Here is a 19,902-nt window from a genome sequence, read left to right on the forward strand (position 1 = left end):
ATTGCTTTTAACATTTTTGCAACATTGGCATGCCGTTTGAATTGTCTAGATAAGAGTTTGATCTCTATACCTCTACAACGAAACGGAGTGCAATAATGAAACAAGGAAACAAACTACTTTCACTGACTTTGGCTGTCAGTTTTGCGTTAGGCCCTAGCGCGGCGTTTGCAATGTCGGATAACAGTTTGGTTGTCGTCACCTCTTTTCCAACTGACGTGACAGACGTTTATAAAGCGGCGTTTGAGAAGAAATACCCTGAAGTCAAAGTAGAAATCCTATCGAAAAAGACCACCGCAGGGATCAAATACCTACAAGAAACTGCTTCAAAAAACCAAGCGGATATTTTCTGGGCGTCTGCCCCTGATGCGTTTGAAGTTCTGAAAGATAATCAGCTACTGGCTAAATATAACTCATCAGTTACTGGTATCCCTGACAAAGTCGGCACTTTCCCAATCAATGATCCTGATGGTTATTATAAAGGCTTTGCACTGTCCGGCTACGGTATCATGTGGAATGAGCGCTATATGAAAGCGAAGAAGTTGCCGATACCAAAAGAGTGGGAAGATCTGGAAAATCCGATTTACCACAAACACATCGGTATGTCGGCACCATCACGCTCGGGTACTACCCACTTAACCGTCGAAGCGATCTTACAGGGTAAAGGTTGGCAAGAAGGTTGGGCGACGTTGAAGTCTATTTCCGGCAACTTTAAAACCGTAACTGAGCGTAGCTTTGGTGTGCCAGATGGCGTCAACAGTGGGTCATTCGGTTTAGGTATTGTAATTGACTTCTTCGGCTTATCTTCAAAAGCAACAGGCTTCCCTGTTGACTTCCATTACCCAACAGTTACTGCACTGGTGCCTGCAAACGTAGGCAAAATTAAGAACGCTCCAAATAATGAAGCGGCTGGCGCGTTTATCGACTTTCTTTTATCTGAACAGGGGCAAGAGCTGCTACTGGATAAAAAGATCCAGCGTCTGCCTGTAAACCCTGCTGTTTACGCAAGCACGCCAGAAGGCTTCCCGAACCCGTTTACAGGGCAAAAGCTAGGTACTGTTGATTTCGATCTTGAGCTATCGAAGTCGCGTTATAACGTAGTCAACAGTCTGTTCGATGTCATGATCACTTACCGTCTCGACGAGCTACGAGAAGCGACTGATGTTATTGCAGAGGCGGAGCAAAAAGCCAAGCAGACAAGCAATACAGAAGCGCTTGATTTGGTGAATAAGGCAAAAGCTCTGATCAATGAAATGCCAATTACGGCTGAGCAAGCGAGCAATCCGGAATTCGCAGCCATCTTTACTAAGAAGCGCAAGAAAAAGACCGACACGGTTGGTGCTCGTCAAGCAGAAGTCGAACAAGATTGGGATAACAAAGTTGTTGCGAACTACAAGCAAGCGACTGAGCTAGCAGAGAAAGCACTCGAAATTTTGTAATCCTCCTCTTTCCCCTTTATTAGCGACAGAGCGCCGTGATGATCGGCGCTCTAGGGGACTTTTTGACCTTTTAAACGGAGAATTCCAATGAGTAGTGTTTCTCTACCTCAATCGAGTAAAACCGCAAGCAAAGAAAATAGCGGTTGGCTAAAGAAAATCCGGGAAGACTGGGGCTTGTACCTCAGTGCTGTGATTATCGGGTTATTCATTTTGGTATTCTTGTTCATCCCTGTCATGAAGGTGATTTTTGTTGCCTTTCAAGACAGTGAGGGCAGTTTATCGCTAGTGAATTTTCAGGACTTCTTTAGTTCTAGTTTATTCCAAGAGTCTTTCTTCAATTCCTTTTACGTTGCGTTCATGTCGGTGATTGTTGCTTCTATCATTGCCATGCCGCTGGCATATTTTACCAGTCGTTTTGAGTTCAAAGGTACAGTTCTGATCCAAACGTTGGGTATTGTGCCATTGATCATGCCACCGTTTATCGGAGCGGTTGCGATGCAATTGCTGTTTGGTGAAAACGGCACAATGAACCTGTTACTCTACGAGTATTTTGGTTTTACTATTCCGATAATGGAAGGGTTGAACGGAGTTATCTTTGTTCAGAGTGTCCACTACTTCCCGTTTATCTTGATTAATCTATCGGCGGCATTGCAGAACATTGATCGCTCGATGGAAGAGTCGGCGCAGTCTCTGGGCTCATCAGGGATTAAGTTATTCCGTAAAATTGTACTGCCTTTAGCGATGCCAGGTTATGTTGCAGGCGCATCGTTGGTGTTTGTCAAAGTCTTCGATGACTTGGGTACACCGCTATTGCTTAACGTGAATAACATGCTTGCACCGCAAGCATACTTACGGATCTCGTCTGTAGGCATCTCTGACCCAATGGGCTACGTGATATCGGTTATTTTGGTGGCATTTTCTGTGTTTGCGCTTTGGGTCTCTTTCCTAGCTCTGAAAGGCAAAGACTATTCGACGACGCAAAAAGGCGGTGGTGGTTTATCTAAGCGCTCGCTACGTCCATTGGAATTGCTCGGCTGCTACGCCGTGATTGCACTAATTTTACTGCTTGTGTTAGCGCCACACTTCGCGTTGCTATTGTTATCATTCGGTACTATATGGTCATTTAGTCCTCTGCCGGATGCTTACACCCTAGAGCACTACTCAACGGCTATTACTCAAGCGTCGGATTTTATCACCAATACATTGCTCTATGCAGGACTGGCAGGGATCGTCGACGTCGTCCTTGGTACCGCGATTGCGTACTTAGTATGGCGAACCAAGATTGCAGGGCGTAAGTGGCTTGACTTTGGCGCTATGGCAGCGCTTGCGGTTCCTGGGGTTGTTCTCGGTATCGGTTATCTACGAACGTTCTACGATGTTGATCTACCGTTTGTCGGCTCTTCAATGGCGACGTGGTGGGGAATCATTGTTATTGCACTGGCGGTAAGACGTTTGCCGTATGCATTGCGCTCTTGTGTGGCTGCATTGCAGCAAGTGAGTCCATCACTTGAAGAAGCGTCGGAGAACTTAGGCGCTACTCGCTCAACCACCATCCGAAAAATTGTCGTACCACTGATGGCTGCCGGTATTCTTGCAGGCTTTGTCACCGCGTTTGCAACAGCAGCGGTAGAGCTGTCGGCAACCATTATGCTGGTTTCGCAAGAGTCTGATGCGCCACTCGCTTATGGTTTGTACTTGTTCATGCAAAGTGCAGCCGGACGAGGGCCGGGCGCGGCATTGGGGGTTATCGCTGTACTTATCGTCGGACTCGCAACCTATATATCCCACACAATTGTTGAACGTACGCGTCAGGCGCACGGTGTGAAAAGTCATTAACAGAAGGATTTTTAAAATGAGTTTAGGAAACACAGAACAAGTGGGAATCTCGATTGAGAACTTAACCCTTTCTTTTGGTGATACAGAAGTGCTGAAAGGTGTGAATCTCGACATTAAACCCGGTGAGTTCTTTGCATTTTTGGGCCCTTCTGGTTCTGGTAAGTCTACATTGTTGCGAGCGATTGCGGGCTTTGGCCCGACACCACAGGGTAAGATCTTGCTTGGTGACGAAAATGTTATCTCACAGCCGCCGTGGAAGCGTAACGTAGGTATGGTGTTCCAGAGTTATGCACTGTGGCCGCATATGACGGTGAGACAGAATGTGGCTTACGGTCTGGAGGAACGCAAGGTATCTAAACCGGAGATTAAACGTCGTGTCGATGATGCGCTTAATCTGGTTGGTTTGTATCACCTTGCAGACCGACGACCGTCACAGTTGTCGGGTGGTCAGCAGCAACGTGTTGCTATTGCACGTACTGTGGTTGTCGAACCACGTGTACTTCTGCTTGACGAACCATTATCTAACCTGGATGCAAACTTGAGAGAGCAGATGCGTAGAGATTTGTTGGAACTTCAAAGACAACTCGGACTTACCACCATTTTTGTCACCCATGATCAGGAAGAGGCGAATACGATATCGGATCGTATTGCGGTATTGGATCAGGGCGTTATTCAGCAAGTGGGCGAACCTATGGAGCTTTACGACAATCCAGCCAATAAGTTTGTTGCAGACTTTCTTGGTACCGCGAATGTGTTGAATGGTCGAGTAGAGAAGAGCGTTGATGGTACTCATTTTGTTTCGGATAAGGGGATTCGCTTCTCTTATGATGCAAAAGAGCAGAAAGAGGTATCACTGATCTTCCGACCACAGAGCTTAGAAATTAGTCATGGGAGTTCAGAAGAGGGTAGCATTCAGCTAGAAGGTAAGGTGATACACCGTGAATTTTTAGGCCATTTAGTTCGCTACGGAGTTGATGTTAGTGGGACAACGCTGATGGTTGATGACTCTCATTTACGGGGCGCGCAACATTATGCGAACGGATCTGTTATTAACCTAGCGCTGAAAGCTGAAGAAATCGTTGCTTTATCAGACTAATAGCAGAGTTATTCACACGGTTATAATAATCAGGTCAATCCAGAGATAAGCAGATCAGGAGTCATCGCCCTTTGCATATGTTTAGTTTTGAGATGTAAATCTGGTCATTAACTATGGAATTGCTCGATTTTACAAAGTAGTTACCGGATTGGATTACTGTCGATAAGTGTTTGAACAGTAAGAGCTAGAATACTCTTTGTGAAAATAAAGCGAAAAAAATCGCTCAAGGTTACGTTCAGGCTTTAAATGCAAGAAACCCCGCTAAAGCAATGCTCTAGCGGGGTTCCTGAAACGTCCGAAGACGTCTACATACGCGTATTTGGTGGAGCTGGCGGGAGTTGAACCCGCGTCCGAAAACCTTTCATCATTGGTACTACATGCTTAGTCGATCTTTAAATTCACCACCCACCTGCGAACCGACACGCTAATGAATGACTATCCTGAATTATAATTCGCCTTTCATCTCTCAGGCGGGAGAATCCGGGCTAGCGCGTTTGGGTTTGATCTCTCGTTATTCCCCGTCTTACGTGCGGAAGCTAGGGCGAGAGAGCTCTGAGCAGGGTATTAAGCTGCTAGTGCGTAGTTTTCGTCGTTTGCGACTATTTTTTTGCGGTTTGTTAACGAGGCCTACCGCACCTCGGCATGCACCTCAGACTTCTGAATTCCCGTCGAATCCTAAATCAGCCCCAAGGTATTGTTCGCATAGTAACAGAAAAGCTTTAACTGTCCAGCACTATGCGTTTAAGTGGTCAAGATTAACGCAGCGCGCTCTTCATTACACGTGCTTTTTCTCTTGCCCAATCTTTTTCTTTTAGATCCGTACGCTTATCGTGCAGCTTTTTACCTTTTGCTACGCCGACTTTTAGTTTCACCCAAGAGCGAGACCAGTACAGAGAAAGTGCCGTCAACGTCATACCTTCTCGGTTCACACGTCCAAGCAGGTTATCGAGCTCACGACGACTCATAAGTAATTTACGCACACGGGTAGGGTTCGCCACTACGTGTGTCGATGCCTGATTCAAAGGAGTGATTGTCATGCCACTCACAAAGGCTTCACCGTCACGCATGAATACGTAACTTTCAGAAATATTGGCTTTACCTTGGCGAAGGGCTTTCACTTCCCAACCTTGGAGCTCCATGCCAGCTTCGATTTCATCTTCGATGAAATATTCGTGGCGAGCTTTTTTGTTCAGCGCGATAGTGTTACTACCCGCTTTTTGCTTTGATTTTTTCTTTGCCATAGTGGGCTCATTATACGGCTTGGATATCGGTTAGGAAATCCTTTTATTTGCGCAATCGCGGAATAAAAGTAAAATTGCTTCTCGCTTTTTATATGGATAGGTATCGATAGGAGTAAGTATGAAGCAAATCAGCCGTTCCGCATTAGTGTCATTTAGTGCTGAGCAGATGTTTGATCTGGTCAATGATGTTGCTAAGTACCCAGAGTTTCTGCCTGGTTGTTCTGGTTCGAGAATAATTGACACTTCGAGTTATGGCATGGTGGCTTCTGTCGATGTGGCGAAAGCCGGTATCAGTAAGACTTTTACCACATCCAATGAACTTATTCCCGGTGAGTCAATCATGATGAACCTGGTTGACGGCCCTTTTAAGACGTTGCGAGGCGGCTGGTTTTTTACCGCGTTGGATGAGCAGGCATGTAAAGTTGAGCTTAAACTTGAGTTTGAGTTCTCAAGTAAAATGATCGAAATGGCTTTTGGTAAAATCTTTAATGAGCTGACGAGCAATATGGTTAATGCATTTACTAAACGCGCGAAACAGGTATACGAGTGTTATGAGTATTGAATCAGACATGATTCATGTTGAGGTTGTTTACGCCTTACCACATGAACAGCGTGTATTTAATTTAGTTGTGAACAAGCACGAGACCGTAGAAGAAATTATCCGTAAATCTGGTGTGCTGGAGCTGTATCCGGAAATTGATTTATCTAAGAACAAAGTCGGTGTATTCAGCCGTAATGTAAAGTTAGATGCGACAGTTCGTGACAGAGACAGGATCGAGATTTATCGTCCATTACTTGCTGATCCTAAAGAGATTCGCCGAAAACGTGCAGAACAAGCGAAAGCTGCAGGCAACGCAGATCCGGTTACGGGTGGGAAGCCTAGCGCTTTACGTAAGAGTGACTGATTCTTTTTTAGCTAATGACTATTATAAACCTCCCGTCGGGAGGTTTTCCGTTCTTGGAAAGGACGGGAAATGGAAAAAGGTCTATGTAGTGATAATAAAAACCTCCTAAGAAGGAGGCTTTAAGAATACTTGCACAATAAAGGTTGTTTACTGAATCTGCTCGTAAAACTCATCGCTTTTCGGGAAGTCACCACTGATTTCAGCAAGTGTACCCTGGTCATTGAAGTTAACAACAAGGTCTTTCTGGACTGAGTCACCGTGTCCAGGGGTGTGATGGTATATGTAATACCATGTGTCAGGATAACCGTTTTCGATAAGCATTGGCGATCCAAGTACGAAGCGAACCTGTGCTTTAGTCATCCCAAACTTTAATTTATCTACCGCACTTTGTTCTACATAGTTGCCTTGGTTGATATCAATGCGATAAACCAATTTTTCTAATACCGAACATCCTGTCAGCAATGTCATTGCTAATGGTACGGCAACTAACCACTTCTTTAATTGCATATTAATTTCTTACTAACCTTTAAAATACTGAGCTGATAATAAACAAGCTCGACGCAGATGTAAAAGCTAAGCGTCGTATCGTAGGGAATCTGACAACGAATTTTGAGTTGAGTTGCATTTATTGCCAACGATTTACTCATGTTCGCTGTGAAGGGAACATTTAAGCCCGCATAAAAGGTAGTTTAAGTTGAAGGGATTAACAAAGAGCCGCGATTTTTTTAGCGGCTCTGTTTGCTGATTTATGCGGCGATCAGTAACTCTTTGGCATTAGCCAGAGTTGAGTCTGTGATCTGGCTTCCGCCAAGCAGGCGAGCTAATTCTGCCACACGTTGTTGTTCATCCAGCGTGTTCATTTGGGTTTCTGTTTGTCCCTTTTTGGTCTGCTTCGCGACAAACATTTGTTGATGTCCACAACCTGCCACTTGAGGGAGGTGAGTCACACACAACACCTGAGTCGACTCACCAAGTTTACGTAGCATCTTGCCAACAACGGCTGCGGTCGGGCCGCTGATACCTACGTCTACTTCATCGAAAATCAGGCTAGGGGTATCAACCTTCTGAGCCGTGATAACCTGAATGGCTAGCGAAATACGTGACAGCTCACCACCAGAGGCGACTTTCGCAATTGGCTGCAAAGGCTGGCCAGGGTTCGTTGAAACCAGGAAGCAAACACTGTCCATACCTAGTGGAGAAGGGTGGGCATTCTCGTTATTTACTTCAATGCTAAACACAGCTTTTTCCATGCTTAGTTCATGCATACTCTGGGAAATAAGCTTATTCAGCTCTTTTGCGTAACGGCTGCGTGATTTATGCAGTTTCTCTGCTGAGTTTAAGAAGCTTTGGTATTTTTGTTCTACTTCCTGAGCTAGCTCATCGAGTCGTTCATCCGAACAATCGAGGGCTTCGATTTGCGCCAATAGCTCTTGATGGTGTTGGTAAAGCTCTTCTGGCATGACATGGTGCTTACGGGCCATCGACATGACCTTGGAAAAGCGCTCTTCAACGTAAGCCATTCGACCAGGATCGACATCAATGCCATCAAGGTAACTGCGCAGCTCGTTGTTGGTTTCTTCCAGTTGAATCATTGCTTCCGCCAACATGTTTGGCAGCTCAGACAGTTTGTCGTCCAGTTCAGCTAACTGAATCAGGGAGTGATTGGCTGATTGCAAAATACCAAGCGCATTGACTTCTTCACCTTCGTAAATAAGCTCGATGGCTTGCTGACAGGTAGCGGCGAGCTCACCACTGTTGGACAGACGTTTGTGTTCTTGTTCGAGTTCTGCAAATTCTTCTTCACCTAGTGATAACTCATTCAGTTCTTTGATTTGGTATTCCAGCAATTGCTTTTGCGCCTGGTTCTGCTGACTGTTTTCTTTTAGCTGTTTAAGGTTGTTGTCTGCCTGACGCCAGTGCTGGTATGCACTTCTGGTGCTTTTCAGCAAATTTAGATGTCCAGCATACTGATCCAGCATTGCCATTTGATGATCGCTCTTCATTAACTGGTGATGAGCATGTTGTCCATGAATATTAATTAAAAGCTGCCCGAGAGATTTTAACTGTGAAAGGGGGACAGGGCTGCCATTGATGAAGGCTCTTGAGCGACCTTCTTTTGTGATGATGCGACGCAGAATACACTCAGTACCATCAAGTAGGTCATTGTCTTCAAGCCAACGTGTAGCATGCAGGTTGTTATCCAGTAAAAATGCAGCGCTTACCTCGGTTTTTTCTTCACCTTGTCGAACCATGCCCGCATCTGCACGGCCACCTAAGCAGAGTCCCAAGGCATCGATAGCAATAGATTTACCCGCGCCTGTTTCACCTGTAATGGTAGTCATTCCTTTAGAAAGCTCGAGTTGTAAAGACTTAACAATTGCAAAATTATTAACACTTAGATGAGCCAGCATTTTTATTTACCTGTATAACTGAACAATACTGTATAAGAAAACAGTATATACTGTTTCTTTATACAGTAAAGGTGGGTTTGAAGTTTTTTATTGAAGAAGAAATTTTTTGTGATGAGGACGGAATAATTACACTATACACAGCAAGGACTCTTTTAAATTGAAAGAGTTAAGTAAAGGAATGCAGATGCTTGTATGGGCTTTTGGGGAGATGACGCAGGCACTGTTAATCAAGCGCAAGCAGCATGAGGCCTGCGCTGATTAAGTTAACTGAATATTAGATTGAGGGCTAAAACAGTCTGCTTGACCAGCCTAGTTTGTTTCTTAAAACGTGGTAGTAACTGTAATCTTTTGGGTGAACCAGTTTGAGGACGTTTGGGCTCTGGTAAATATGTATTTCGTCGCCCGGAGAAACGGGTAGAGATACCTGGCCATCACAGCTGACTTCTTGAGTGCCCCGGTTTTCTGGTGAAACAAGCAGTTTGATACGGCGTTTACCATCGACAACCAGCGGTCTGCTTGAAAGCGTATGCGGAAACATTGGTACCAAAGAAATCGCGTTGAGGCTCGGTGACAGTATCGGGCCACCACCGGAAAGTGAATAAGCGGTAGAACCTGTTGGAGTAGATACGATCAGCCCGTCTGCACGCAATGAAAAAGCGAAGCTTTCATCGATGTATACTTCAAACTCAATCATATGCGCAATTTGGCCGGGGTGAAGAACCGCTTCGTTCAAGGCTGCGTTGTGACTTTTTATCTGCCCATGACGATGGACTTCTGTTTCAAGCAGGAAGCGTTCTTCTTCAATGTATTCTCCATCCAATACCGCTTTAAGCGCAGCTTGAAAATCGTCCGGGTTGAGATCGGTTAAAAAGCCAAGATTACCTCGGTTAACGCCAATAACGGGTACGTCAAAGCGCGACAGAATACGTGCAGCGCCGAGCATGTTGCCGTCGCCGCCTACTACAATCGCGAGATCCGAGTTTTTACCCAGTTCAACTAAGCTCGCAAACTGCTTCTGCGGAATTTCGTCTAAAATTGCAGCGAGACGATCGTCAATAAATACTTTGTAACCTTCTGAGGTCAACCATTGGTACAACTCTCTATGAGTTTGAATCGCTTGTTGATCTCTTGGTTTTCCGATAATAGCGATCACGTTACATGGATTTTTCATAGCATTTCCGCATTAAAGAGGCTTGATTCAGGAATCTTCATCCCCATAATAATGGCAAGTTACCTAAATATGCGAATTTTTATGTGGTTAAAGCCCGCAAAACGCGCATAGCTTTAAGAGCATTACGTTGAATTCTGGAGATATCATGAGCAACGAAGAAAATAAAGTTACTGAAGAAGAGCTTGATCAAATCATCGAAGAGGCTGAAAAAGTTGAAGCTGCGGCTGAAGAAGCGGAAGCTGAGCTTGAAGAAATTGGTGACGAGAAAGACGCTAAGATTGCTCAACTAGAAGCAGCACTACTGTCTAGTGAAGCTAAGCTTAGCGATCAGCAAGACGCTGTTCTTCGAGCAAAAGCTGAAGTAGAAAATATGCGTCGCCGTACAGAGCAAGAGATCGATAAAGCGCGTAAATACGCTCTGAACAAGTTTGCAGAAGAGTTGCTTCCTGTGATTGACAACCTAGAGCGCGCAATTCAATCAGCAGATACAGAAAATGAAACGATTAAGCCAATCCTTGAAGGGGTTGAACTTACTCATAAGACGTTTGTAGACGTGGTTGCTAAGTTTGGTTTGAAAGAAATCAACCCAGAGGGTGAAGCATTCAATCCTGAACTGCATCAGGCTATGTCTATTCAAGAGAGTCCGGATCACGAATCAAACACAGTTATGTTCGTGATGCAAAAAGGCTATGAGCTAAACGGTCGTGTGGTTCGCCCTGCAATGGTAATGGTTGCTAAGTAAGTCCATTCACTGTTGAAAGTATCCTGAAAATGCCCGTCACTCTGTGATGGGCATTTTTTATGGTCATTCTTGACTGTTACATTGCTGCGCGGGGTTAAATCATAGGTGTAATAGCCGAGTGTTTGACCTAAATACTGTGACGCAACCCCGATGAATCATAAAGAAAGGCATTTAATCAGAAAAAAAACGCTTTTTTTTAATTCTGCCCTTGAAAAGCATTTTGCCGCCCTTATCTATGTGGCATAGAGAAGCAAACATTGATTATTTTTGTTTGTGAGCAAGGGTTGAAACCCGATTCTCCTCCCCCCACATTGGGGTTATAACCAAACGAAAATAGAATTTATTCGGAGATAGCCAGATGGGTAAAATCATTGGTATTGACTTAGGTACTACTAACTCATGTGTTGCAGTATTAGACGGCGACAAACCTCGTGTAATTGAAAACGCAGAGGGTGAACGTACTACTGCATCAGTTATTGCTTACACAGACGGTGAGACACTAGTAGGTCAGCCGGCAAAACGTCAAGCAGTAACTAACCCAGAAAACACGCTATTTGCAATTAAGCGTCTAATCGGTCGTCGTTTTGAAGACGAAGAAGTTCAGCGTGATATCGAAATCATGCCTTACAAAATCGTTAAGGCAGACAACGGTGATGCTTGGGTAGAAGCGAAAGGCCAAAAAATGGCAGCTCCTCAGGTTTCTGCTGAAGTTCTTAAGAAAATGAAGAAAACTGCTGAAGACTTCCTTGGTGAGGAAGTAACTGGCGCAGTAATCACAGTACCTGCTTACTTTAACGATGCTCAGCGTCAGGCTACAAAAGATGCTGGCCGTATCGCAGGTCTAGAAGTTAAACGTATCATCAACGAACCAACAGCAGCAGCGCTAGCGTACGGCCTAGACAAGAAAGGCGGTGACCGCACTATCGCTGTATACGACCTTGGTGGTGGTACATTCGATATTTCAATCATCGAAATCGATGAAGTTGAAGGCGAGAAAACTTTCGAAGTTCTGGCAACTAACGGTGATACTCACCTAGGTGGTGAAGACTTTGATAACCGTTTGATCAACTACTTGGTTGACGAGTTCAACAAAGAGCAAGGTATCAACCTTAAGAACGATCCACTAGCAATGCAGCGTGTTAAAGAAGCAGCAGAAAAAGCGAAAATCGAGCTTTCTTCTACTACTCAAACTGACGTAAACCTACCTTACGTTACTGCAGATGCAACTGGTCCTAAGCACATGAACATCAAAGTGACTCGTGCGAAACTAGAATCTCTGGTTGAAGACCTAGTACAACGTTCTCTTGACCCGCTAAAAGTGGCTCTAGCTGACGCAGACCTATCAGTAAACGACATCACTGACGTAATCCTGGTTGGTGGTCAGACTCGTATGCCAATGGTTCAAGCGAAAGTTGCTGAGTTCTTCGGTAAAGAAGCTCGCCGCGACGTAAACCCTGACGAAGCAGTAGCAATGGGTGCTGCAGTTCAAGGTGGTGTACTTGCTGGTGAAGTTAAAGACGTACTATTGCTAGACGTAACTCCACTGTCTCTAGGTATTGAGACAATGGGTGGCGTGATGACTAAGCTAGTTGAGAAAAACACAACTATCCCAACTAAAGCGAACCAAGTTTTCTCTACTGCAGAAGACAACCAGAACGCGGTAACTATCCACGTTCTACAAGGTGAGCGTAAGCAAGCGATGTACAACAAGTCTCTAGGTCAATTCAACCTAGAAGGCATTCAGCCTGCACCACGTGGCATGCCACAAATCGAAGTAACTTTCGACCTTGATGCGGACGGTATCCTGCACGTATCAGCGAAAGATAAGCAGACTGGTAAAGAGCAGAAGATCACTATTCAGGCTTCTGGCGGTCTGAGCGACGAAGACATCGAGAAAATGGTACAAGAAGCAGAAGCTAACAAAGAAGCGGACAAGAAGTTCGAAGAGTTAGCAACTGCACGTAACCAAGCAGACCAAATGATTCACGGTACTCGTAAGCAAGTGGAAGAAGCAGGTGAAGCACTTCCAGCTGATGAGAAAGAGAAGATTGAAACTGCAATTTCTGAGCTTGAAACAGCACGTAAAGGCGAAGATAAAGAAGCTATCGACGCTAAAGTTCAAGCGCTTATGACGGCAGCTCAAAAACTGATGGAAATCGCTCAGCAACAAGCTCAAGCACAACAAGGTGCTGAAGCTGGCGCTCAACAACAGTCTGAACAAGACGATGTTGTAGACGCAGAGTTCGAAGAAGTTAAAGACGATAAGAAGTAATTCAATAGCTGAGTAGGTGAAGCCACCTGCTCAGGTTGAAACTCCTTATTGGGATCTCTTTGCGGGCGTTTGAGGTGACTCTAACGCCCGCATGTTTGTAGATAACCAGTTTGTAAATAACCCAGTCTTTCTAGCTAAGCGCTTTTTAAAGAAAGCTTTTATCTAAAACGATATAAACACTAAGCGGTAAATTGATGCCGTTTGCAGTACTACATTGGTGACGAAGAACATGTCAAAACGTGATTTTTACGAAGTATTAGGCGTAAGCCGTGATGCATCAGAACGTGATATCAAGAAGGCGTACAAGCGTCTTGCGATGAAATTCCACCCAGACCGTAACCAGGGTGATGATTCTGCTGCGGATAAGTTTAAAGAAGTAAAAGAAGCGTACGAAGTTCTCACCGACTCTCAGAAAAAAGCGGCGTACGATCAGTATGGCCACGCTGCTTTTGAGCAAGGCGGCGGTGGTTTCGGTGGCGGCGGCTTTGGCGGCGGCGGTGCCGATTTCGGCGACATTTTTGGTGATGTATTCGGTGATATCTTCGGTGGTGGTCGCCGTGGTGGCGGCGGTGGTCATCGTGCGCAGCGTGGTGCTGACCTTCGTTACAACATGGAACTGACTCTGGAAGAGGCGGTTCGTGGTGTTTCAAAAGAAATTGAAGTTCCGACACTGGTTCATTGTGATACTTGTGACGGCAGCGGTGCGAAGAAAGGTACCTCGGCGGAAACTTGTGGTACTTGTCATGGCCACGGCCAGGTACAAATGCGTCAGGGCTTCTTTGCTGTGCAACAAACCTGTCCTACCTGTCACGGTAAAGGCAAGATCATTAAAGATCCTTGTAACGAGTGTCATGGTCAAGGTCGCAAGCAAAAAACCAAAACACTTAACGTTAAGATCCCAGCAGGTGTTGATACCGGCGATCGCATTCGTCTGTCTGGCGAAGGTGAAGCGGGAGAAATGGGCGCACCAGCGGGTGATCTATATGTTCAAGTTCACGTGAAAGATCACCATATCTTCGAGCGTGACGGTAACAACCTCTACTGTGAAGTACCTGTAAGTTTTGCAATGGCAGCACTAGGTGGTGAAGTGGAAGTACCGACACTAGATGGTCGAGTTAGCCTGAAAGTACCGACAGAAACGCAAACGGGTCGTATGTTCCGTATGCGTGGCAAAGGTGTGAAAGGCGTTCGCGGTGGCGGCGTAGGCGACCTGATCGTGAAACTGGTTGTCGAGACACCTGTCAACTTAAGCTCTCGTCAGAAAGAACTGCTCAAAGAGTTTGAAGAATCTTGCGGTGGCGAAGCGGCAACTAAGCACAAGCCTAAATCAGAAGGTTTCTTCAACGGTGTGAAGAAGTTCTTTGATGATCTGACTAGCTAATCTATAGCTAGCGAGAAAGAAACCGTTTAAGGCCTGCAGAGATGCGGGCCTTTTTGTATTTGGAATTTACTACGATTGCTGCTAGTTCCAGCAATCGCTTGGATATTCAACATTAGTTGCGTTTAGCGTGATGGTGCTGACTCCTGAAGGAAAGCAGCTGTCTTTGTCTTGCCCCAAATCGGATTTGGCCGTTGCGGTAATCGTATAAGCCATTGTAGCGGAGCTGACCACAGAAAAGCTAAAGCGATCGCTGTCTGAGTCACATATGGTACAACTCGTTCCGGACACAATACTGCTCCAGTTATACCCACCATTGTAAGAGGTTTCCAGTTCCAGTTGGATACGGCTTAAATCAGTTAACGCCACAGTCCGGTGTGACTTAATGACGTGATTGGTATAAGAGGGATACGCGAAAGCAGAAAGGATACCGATAATCACAACGGCTATCAGTAATTCGATCAATGTCATCCCTCTTAATCTGCTGTTGTAGCTGTTACAGCGATAAATTCGAATCATCACGAGTAGTTCCCTTTTCACTTTTACGCCTATTTTTGGCAGGTGATAGCATCAGTGCAAGATGAATTCTGACCTCCAGACTGTTTGCATAGGAATTTGGGAAATGCCTCGCGGGTTTACGTTATTAGAGCTAGTTATTACGGTCGCAGTACTGAGTGTGGTACTGGTGGTCGCTGCTCCATCGTTCAAGAATGTGATTGAAACCAACAAAATGCAGCGTCTGGCTGAGGAGCTACATGGCTTTATGATCCAAGCCAAATCGGAAGCGGTATTTCGTAATCAAGACTTATGGGCTCATATTGATGTTACTGCCGATCCTGTTGATACCGGAGAATGGTCAATTACGCTAACAGATTCAGACGTTTCAGGTGGTGTATCCATTTTATCGTTAGCCGGTTCACCTTATAACAATATTACGTTTGACCCTGACTATAGCTCTCAACAGATCAAATTTGATGGGGTTAGGGGAAAAGTGAAAAACGGCAGTATCGATTTTAACCCAGTTGGACAGACAAGCAAAAAACTCCGAGTGAAAGGGTCTTACGGGGCCGCTCGGATTCTTGTTTGTGGTGTAGGAGGAGCGGTCTATGGCTATCCAGAATGTTAGAACTAGACAAAGAGGTGGCTCCTTAGTCGAACTTCTGATTGCTTCATTGTTGGGGTTAATCGCGTTAGGTATTGTTGGAAATGTATTCATCTCAGGTAAAAGAACCGCGGCAGAGCGTGGTAAAGAGCTGTTGTTATTACAGAATATGACAAGTGTCATGCAGCAAATGAAAGAGGACATGTTAAGGGCGGGGTTCAATGGAATAAGCTCTGGTAGTGTCACTTTGTCGGGAGCAAGCTACGCCATTTACTCTCAGACATCTCCTGATATGTTGGGGTTTGTTTATCGAGTGACTTCTGCCGGGGTAAATACTTATCGCAGCGTAGTGTATAAGCATCAACCTCAGTCTGGTGCTGCGGATTTACTCCAACTGTGCGAAAAGTCTTCCCCAACACCATTAACCCCAGCCTCTGCGGCAGATTCGGGCTATCTAGGTGTTTGTTTTAACGTGTTCGATCCTACCCAAATCACGGTAGACAGTTTTACGGTATCTATGGTTAACACAACCAACAATTCAATTAGCAGTGCGTTTAGCGTGGTCTCTATGGGAGCTTCGTTATTCAATGATCCCAATGTCAATCACATCATGGCTATCAAAGCGCAGCAAAGGAACTGGTAATGAAAAATCAGCATCAGCTTGGAGCAACGACATTGCTGGTAACAAGCGTGCTGCTTATTGCGGCCTTAGTTGTTACCTTGGGATCATATCGGACTCTGTTTTACCAGATTAAGCGCGCTCAAAATGAGGTAAGCGCTCGTCAACAGCACTGGATTGCAGAAGGTGGCTTAGAGTGCATATACAGTCATGCGCTGACTACTAATACTATTCCCTCTTCAGCGAGTATTAGTAGCTGTAATACCAATGGTGATATCGAGTTTACTTACACGTCTTTAAGTCCTCGGTTAAAACAGATCACAGCGGACTATGGATATTCATCGATAGACAAGACAATATTGCTACCGGGCACCGGGGCTTCAGGTGTCATGAAGGCAACATCAAACCTGTATTTTGCTGGTGGTCTGGCGATGAGGCCTGATCCTGGAGAAAGCTTAGGTGCCAATGAATGGGGTTGTACTATGCTTCGTTATAGTAGTGATTTTAAGGTATTTGGAACGGTTCAAAATCAGAACTTGAACGATTCGGCTCTACCTTACCAAGGTTTTCCTACTGGACAGAGTTGCCGTCCTACCGCAGGTGACAGCTATTTAACCGTTACTACTGGCAATTATGACACTCCTACTGGTCTACAAGAGGACTTTGTTCACGACAGCTCTCAAAAACCGTTTGAAGACTTGTTTGATACCCCGAGGGGTGACTGGTTTGATGTTATGTCGTTTGATGGCTTTGTAAAAATTTCTGAAACTACTTTAACCAATGGAAGCGGAGATATGCTGTTTCCACAATCGACACTTCCTGCACCAGAGATTGTCAGCAACTGTGGTAGCAAAATTGAGAGTGCTATTTTGTCCGGAAATGACTTAATTTGGGTCTATGGTAGTTGTCATCTTGATAGTACAGATTTAACTGATATCGGTGACGCGATAAGTCCGGCATCAGGAGCTTCACCTATTCCCAGCGGCGTGATTCTAGTTTTGCACAATGGCTTGCTATCTACGGAAGGAGCACTGGACTTTAAAGGGATGATCTTCCACTTTATTTCAAATAATAGTGCTGGCAACCCAGAGTTTGTGCCAAGCGAAGAACAATGGGAGGACTTGGACTCGACACAGAAAACTGTGTTGGCAGGTGTTGTAGATCCAGCTACAGACCCTGTACCAGACGTAACTGTCGGTAATACTGCTTATTTTCAAACTGGTGCTTTTTTTCCGCTCGGAGGTTATGTCATGGATGCTCCGGGAACCTACGCGGTATACGATTCTTCAATGAGTTTTAGCTATAACAGAGATGTGATTGAAACACCGTTAAGGAAATTAAAAAAGCTGAAGTGGAAATCAGGGAGTTGGTATGCAGATTAATCAATCACCATCTAAATTACCGTTAAGTAAGCAGTCGGGCTATAGCTTGGTTGAAGTTATGATTTCTTTTCTGCTTATCGGAATTGCGTCTTTGGGGTTAATCAAGCTTCAAGTCATTGTGGAGCAAAAGGCCGACTTCGCTAAGCATAGCGTTCAGGCTCTTAATTTAGCTGAACAGAAACTCGAATGGTTCCGTACTCGAGGTGCATCAGCAGCGACGTCAGCGATGCCAGTGGCTGACTTTGATGCTATCTCTACGGGATCATCCACATCAGGAAATTACACGCTTGAGTGGGATGTGTTGTCCACTACAGTGTCGGGTTCTTTAAAAACAATCGAGATCACCTCGAGTTGGCAAGATCGATTGGGACATACGCAGTCCGTTCAGCTTAAAACTATGCTTTCCCGCTACAGTGAATTTGATAAATAACCTAAGGAGTGAAGCTCTCGGTGCTAAAGTGTTGTGGCCTTTTTCCTACGCTGATTTCGGCTTTGTTTTCATCAGTTAATAAGGGGTTTTTGAACTGTTAACATGAATGATGTGCTACTGTTTTTATTATGTTTAATTGGTACGGCGTTTTTGCAAAATATGTCTCCAAATATGAAAAAACCTGTAGCATCTTGTCCTTTTTATCTTGGTTTTCTCTAGAATGTTTGGTTGATAACAAGCCGTAATAAAATATTCCAAAAGGCTATAGCAACAACATCATTCATTATGGAGTTACCATGAGTAACCAAGCAATTAACAAGGCACCATCTTCCAAGCCGAGCGGGATGGATCGCTTTTTAAACTTTATCGAGCGAGCAGGTAACAAGATCCCTGATCCTGCGATTCTGTTTTTCTGGGCACTAATTATCACTTGGGCTGCGTCAGCACTTTTGTCGAATGTATCATTCGACCTTATGAATCCTCGCACTGGCGAAGCTCTTACTATTACTAACCTTCTGACAGGTGAAGCTCTGGCTAGCTTCCTTGCCAATATGGTGACAACATTCACCGGTTTTGCACCTCTTGGTATCGTTCTGGTAGCCATGTTAGGTGTGGGTGTTGCAGATTCATCTGGTTTTATCACTACGGGCCTTAAGAAGATGCTGAGCGTTACACCAGCTAAGCTTCTTACGCCAATGCTTATTCTGGTTGCTATCGTATCGCATACTGCAGCAGATGCCGGCTATGTACTGGTTATTCCTCTGGGTGGTATCATTTTCCATGCAGCTGGTCGTCACCCTCTGGCGGGTATTGCGGCAGCTTTTGCTGGTGTATCTGGTGGTTTCTCAGCTAACTTTATTCCTTCTGGTATCGACCCTCTACTTGCTGGCTTCACACAAACAGCTGCGCAGGTTCTTGACCCTGAATATGTAGTAAATCCGTTAGCGAACATCTTCTTTACAGGCCTGTCTTCAGTCATCATTGTGGCTATCGGTTGGTACGTAACTGAGAAAATTATTGAACCTCGCTTAGCGAGAACACCAGTAGACGAAGATGCAGAAGCAGCTCCAGATCTGGGTACATTCACGGAAATTGAATCGAAAGCATTCCGTTACGCGGGTTGGGCTATGATGGCGGGTATCGCACTTCTTGTTGCTGCGATAATTCCTGAGAATTCAGCGCTACGTTCGCCTGCTGGTGAGATCACGGCGTTCTCTGCGCCGCTTATGAAGTCAATCGTTCCATTGATCTTTATTCTGTTTATCATCCCAGGTTACGTGTACGGTAAAGTTTCAGGTACGTTCAAGTCTAGCAACGACATTATTAAAGCGATGTCAGACACGATGGCGACGATGGGCGCTTACATCGTTATGTCTTTCTTCTGTGCTCAGTTCCTATCGGCATTTGCACAGTCAAACATCGGTACTATGCTAGCGCTATACGGGGCTGAAGGCCTGAAGGCTATGAATCTGCCGGGTGAAGCAACGATTGTTGGTATGATTCTGCTGACAGCTTCTGTAAACCTGCTCATCGGTTCAGCTTCTGCGAAATGGGCGCTTATCGGTCCAATCCTAGTTCCGATGCTGATGGCGGTTGGTATATCTCCAGAGCTGTCTCAGGCGGCATACCGTGTTGGTGACTCTGTATCAAATATCATTTCACCTCTGATGGTCTTCTTCCCTCTTGTAGTGGTTTACTGTCAACGCTACGTGAAGTCGACGGGTATTGGTACGCTTGCATCACTGATGATGCCATTCTCTATTGCAATGCTGATCGGTTGGTCTATCTTCCTCATCACATACTGGATGATTGGTATTCCTCTAGGTATCCAAGCGCCATACACTTACACAATGTAAGCAGTATCAGCTTAATCTTGAAAGC

The 19,902-nt window shown here is 45.1% G+C and carries 18 protein-coding genes and 1 other RNA gene; 13 read left to right on the plus strand and 6 right to left on the minus strand.

Translation table 11 applies throughout. The annotated features are described in order from the left end of the window. Window positions 1-95 precede the first annotated feature (95 nt). From KHN79_RS03125 to KHN79_RS03135, 3 genes are all read left to right on the plus strand, one after another. The gene (locus KHN79_RS03125) at window positions 96-1,436 is read left to right on the plus strand and encodes an extracellular solute-binding protein (RefSeq protein WP_182010397.1); all 1,341 of its coding nucleotides are present in this window, start codon (window positions 96-98) and stop codon (window positions 1,434-1,436) included. 87 nt (window positions 1,437-1,523) lie between these two features. Then, the gene (locus tag KHN79_RS03130; RefSeq protein ID WP_182010398.1) at window positions 1,524-3,272 is read left to right on the plus strand and encodes an iron ABC transporter permease; all 1,749 of its coding nucleotides are present in this window, start codon (window positions 1,524-1,526) and stop codon (window positions 3,270-3,272) included. Window positions 3,273-3,288: 16 nt separating this feature from the next. Continuing rightward, entirely contained in the window at window positions 3,289-4,368 is a 1,080-nt protein-coding gene (locus KHN79_RS03135; protein WP_182010399.1) for an ABC transporter ATP-binding protein, read from the plus strand. A 320-nt stretch (window positions 4,369-4,688) separates the two neighbouring features. Here the strand turns inward: KHN79_RS03135 and ssrA are convergent. Both ssrA and smpB read right to left on the minus strand, forming a co-directional pair. Then, window positions 4,689-5,056: a transfer-messenger RNA gene (ssrA, locus tag KHN79_RS03140) on the minus strand. Between the two features lie 67 nt (window positions 5,057-5,123). Then, window positions 5,124-5,609 carry an SsrA-binding protein SmpB gene (gene smpB / locus KHN79_RS03145; RefSeq protein ID WP_182010400.1) on the minus strand — a complete coding sequence of 162 codons (486 nt, stop codon included), beginning with the start codon at window positions 5,607-5,609 and terminating at the stop codon, window positions 5,124-5,126. A gap of 118 nt (window positions 5,610-5,727) precedes the next feature. Between smpB and KHN79_RS03150 the strand changes: the two genes are divergently transcribed. Both KHN79_RS03150 and KHN79_RS03155 read left to right on the plus strand, forming a co-directional pair. After that, the gene (locus tag KHN79_RS03150) at window positions 5,728-6,171 is read left to right on the plus strand and encodes an SRPBCC family protein (RefSeq protein WP_182010401.1); all 444 of its coding nucleotides are present in this window, start codon (window positions 5,728-5,730) and stop codon (window positions 6,169-6,171) included. Next, window positions 6,161-6,514, plus strand: coding sequence for an RnfH family protein (locus KHN79_RS03155; RefSeq protein ID WP_182010402.1), 354 nt, complete (start codon window positions 6,161-6,163; stop codon window positions 6,512-6,514). The genes KHN79_RS03150 and KHN79_RS03155 overlap by 11 nt, the downstream gene beginning before the upstream one ends. 147 nt (window positions 6,515-6,661) lie before the next feature. On the opposite strand, the gene bamE is transcribed toward KHN79_RS03155, so the two are convergent. From bamE to nadK, 3 genes are all read right to left on the minus strand, one after another. Beyond that, entirely contained in the window at window positions 6,662-7,021 is a 360-nt protein-coding gene (gene bamE, locus KHN79_RS03160; RefSeq protein ID WP_182010403.1) for an outer membrane protein assembly factor BamE, read from the minus strand. A gap of 239 nt (window positions 7,022-7,260) precedes the next feature. Continuing rightward, on the minus strand, window positions 7,261-8,925 hold the full coding sequence (recN, locus tag KHN79_RS03165) for a DNA repair protein RecN (RefSeq protein ID WP_182010404.1): 1,665 nt from the start codon (window positions 8,923-8,925) through the stop codon (window positions 7,261-7,263). A 286-nt stretch (window positions 8,926-9,211) separates the two neighbouring features. Further along, entirely contained in the window at window positions 9,212-10,096 is an 885-nt protein-coding gene (gene nadK, locus KHN79_RS03170) for an NAD(+) kinase (protein ID WP_182010405.1), read from the minus strand. Between the two features lie 145 nt (window positions 10,097-10,241). Here nadK and grpE point away from each other — a divergent pair, with 145 nt between their 5' ends. The 3 genes from grpE to dnaJ all read left to right on the plus strand — a co-directional run bounded on the left by grpE (window position 10,242) and on the right by dnaJ (window position 14,491). Further along, complete coding sequence (grpE, locus tag KHN79_RS03175; RefSeq protein ID WP_182010406.1) at window positions 10,242-10,838, plus strand: nucleotide exchange factor GrpE; 597 nt, start codon at window positions 10,242-10,244, stop codon at window positions 10,836-10,838. A gap of 358 nt (window positions 10,839-11,196) precedes the next feature. Continuing rightward, a complete protein-coding gene (dnaK, locus tag KHN79_RS03180; protein ID WP_182010407.1) occupies window positions 11,197-13,110 on the plus strand; it encodes a molecular chaperone DnaK in 1,914 nt (637 codons plus the stop codon). Window positions 13,111-13,339: 229 nt separating this feature from the next. Then, the gene (dnaJ, locus tag KHN79_RS03185; RefSeq protein WP_182010408.1) at window positions 13,340-14,491 is read left to right on the plus strand and encodes a molecular chaperone DnaJ; all 1,152 of its coding nucleotides are present in this window, start codon (window positions 13,340-13,342) and stop codon (window positions 14,489-14,491) included. 81 nt (window positions 14,492-14,572) lie between these two features. On the opposite strand, the gene KHN79_RS03190 is transcribed toward dnaJ, so the two are convergent. Next, entirely contained in the window at window positions 14,573-15,007 is a 435-nt protein-coding gene (locus KHN79_RS03190; protein WP_182010474.1) for a type IV pilin protein, read from the minus strand. Window positions 15,008-15,110: 103 nt separating this feature from the next. Here KHN79_RS03190 and KHN79_RS03195 point away from each other — a divergent pair, with 103 nt between their 5' ends. The 5 genes from KHN79_RS03195 (at window position 15,111) to KHN79_RS03215 (ending at window position 19,877) form a co-directional block, all read left to right on the plus strand. Continuing rightward, complete coding sequence (locus tag KHN79_RS03195; RefSeq protein WP_182010409.1) at window positions 15,111-15,614, plus strand: GspH/FimT family pseudopilin; 504 nt, start codon at window positions 15,111-15,113, stop codon at window positions 15,612-15,614. Then, entirely contained in the window at window positions 15,595-16,233 is a 639-nt protein-coding gene (locus KHN79_RS03200) for a pilus assembly protein PilW (RefSeq protein WP_182010410.1), read from the plus strand. The genes KHN79_RS03195 and KHN79_RS03200 overlap by 20 nt, the downstream gene beginning before the upstream one ends. Continuing rightward, complete coding sequence (locus tag KHN79_RS03205) at window positions 16,233-17,591, plus strand: hypothetical protein (protein ID WP_182010411.1); 1,359 nt, start codon at window positions 16,233-16,235, stop codon at window positions 17,589-17,591. The genes KHN79_RS03200 and KHN79_RS03205 overlap by 1 nt, the downstream gene beginning before the upstream one ends. Further along, on the plus strand, window positions 17,581-18,021 hold the full coding sequence (locus tag KHN79_RS03210) for a prepilin-type N-terminal cleavage/methylation domain-containing protein (RefSeq protein WP_182010412.1): 441 nt from the start codon (window positions 17,581-17,583) through the stop codon (window positions 18,019-18,021). Before KHN79_RS03205 ends, KHN79_RS03210 begins: the two co-directional genes overlap by 11 nt. Before the next feature lie 296 nt (window positions 18,022-18,317). Next, entirely contained in the window at window positions 18,318-19,877 is a 1,560-nt protein-coding gene (locus tag KHN79_RS03215) for an AbgT family transporter (RefSeq protein WP_182010413.1), read from the plus strand. The last annotated feature ends 25 nt before the right edge of the window (window positions 19,878-19,902 follow it).

This window comes from Vibrio sp. B1FLJ16 (assembly GCF_905175385.1).
In the GTDB taxonomy this organism is placed as follows: domain Bacteria; phylum Pseudomonadota; class Gammaproteobacteria; order Enterobacterales; family Vibrionaceae; genus Vibrio.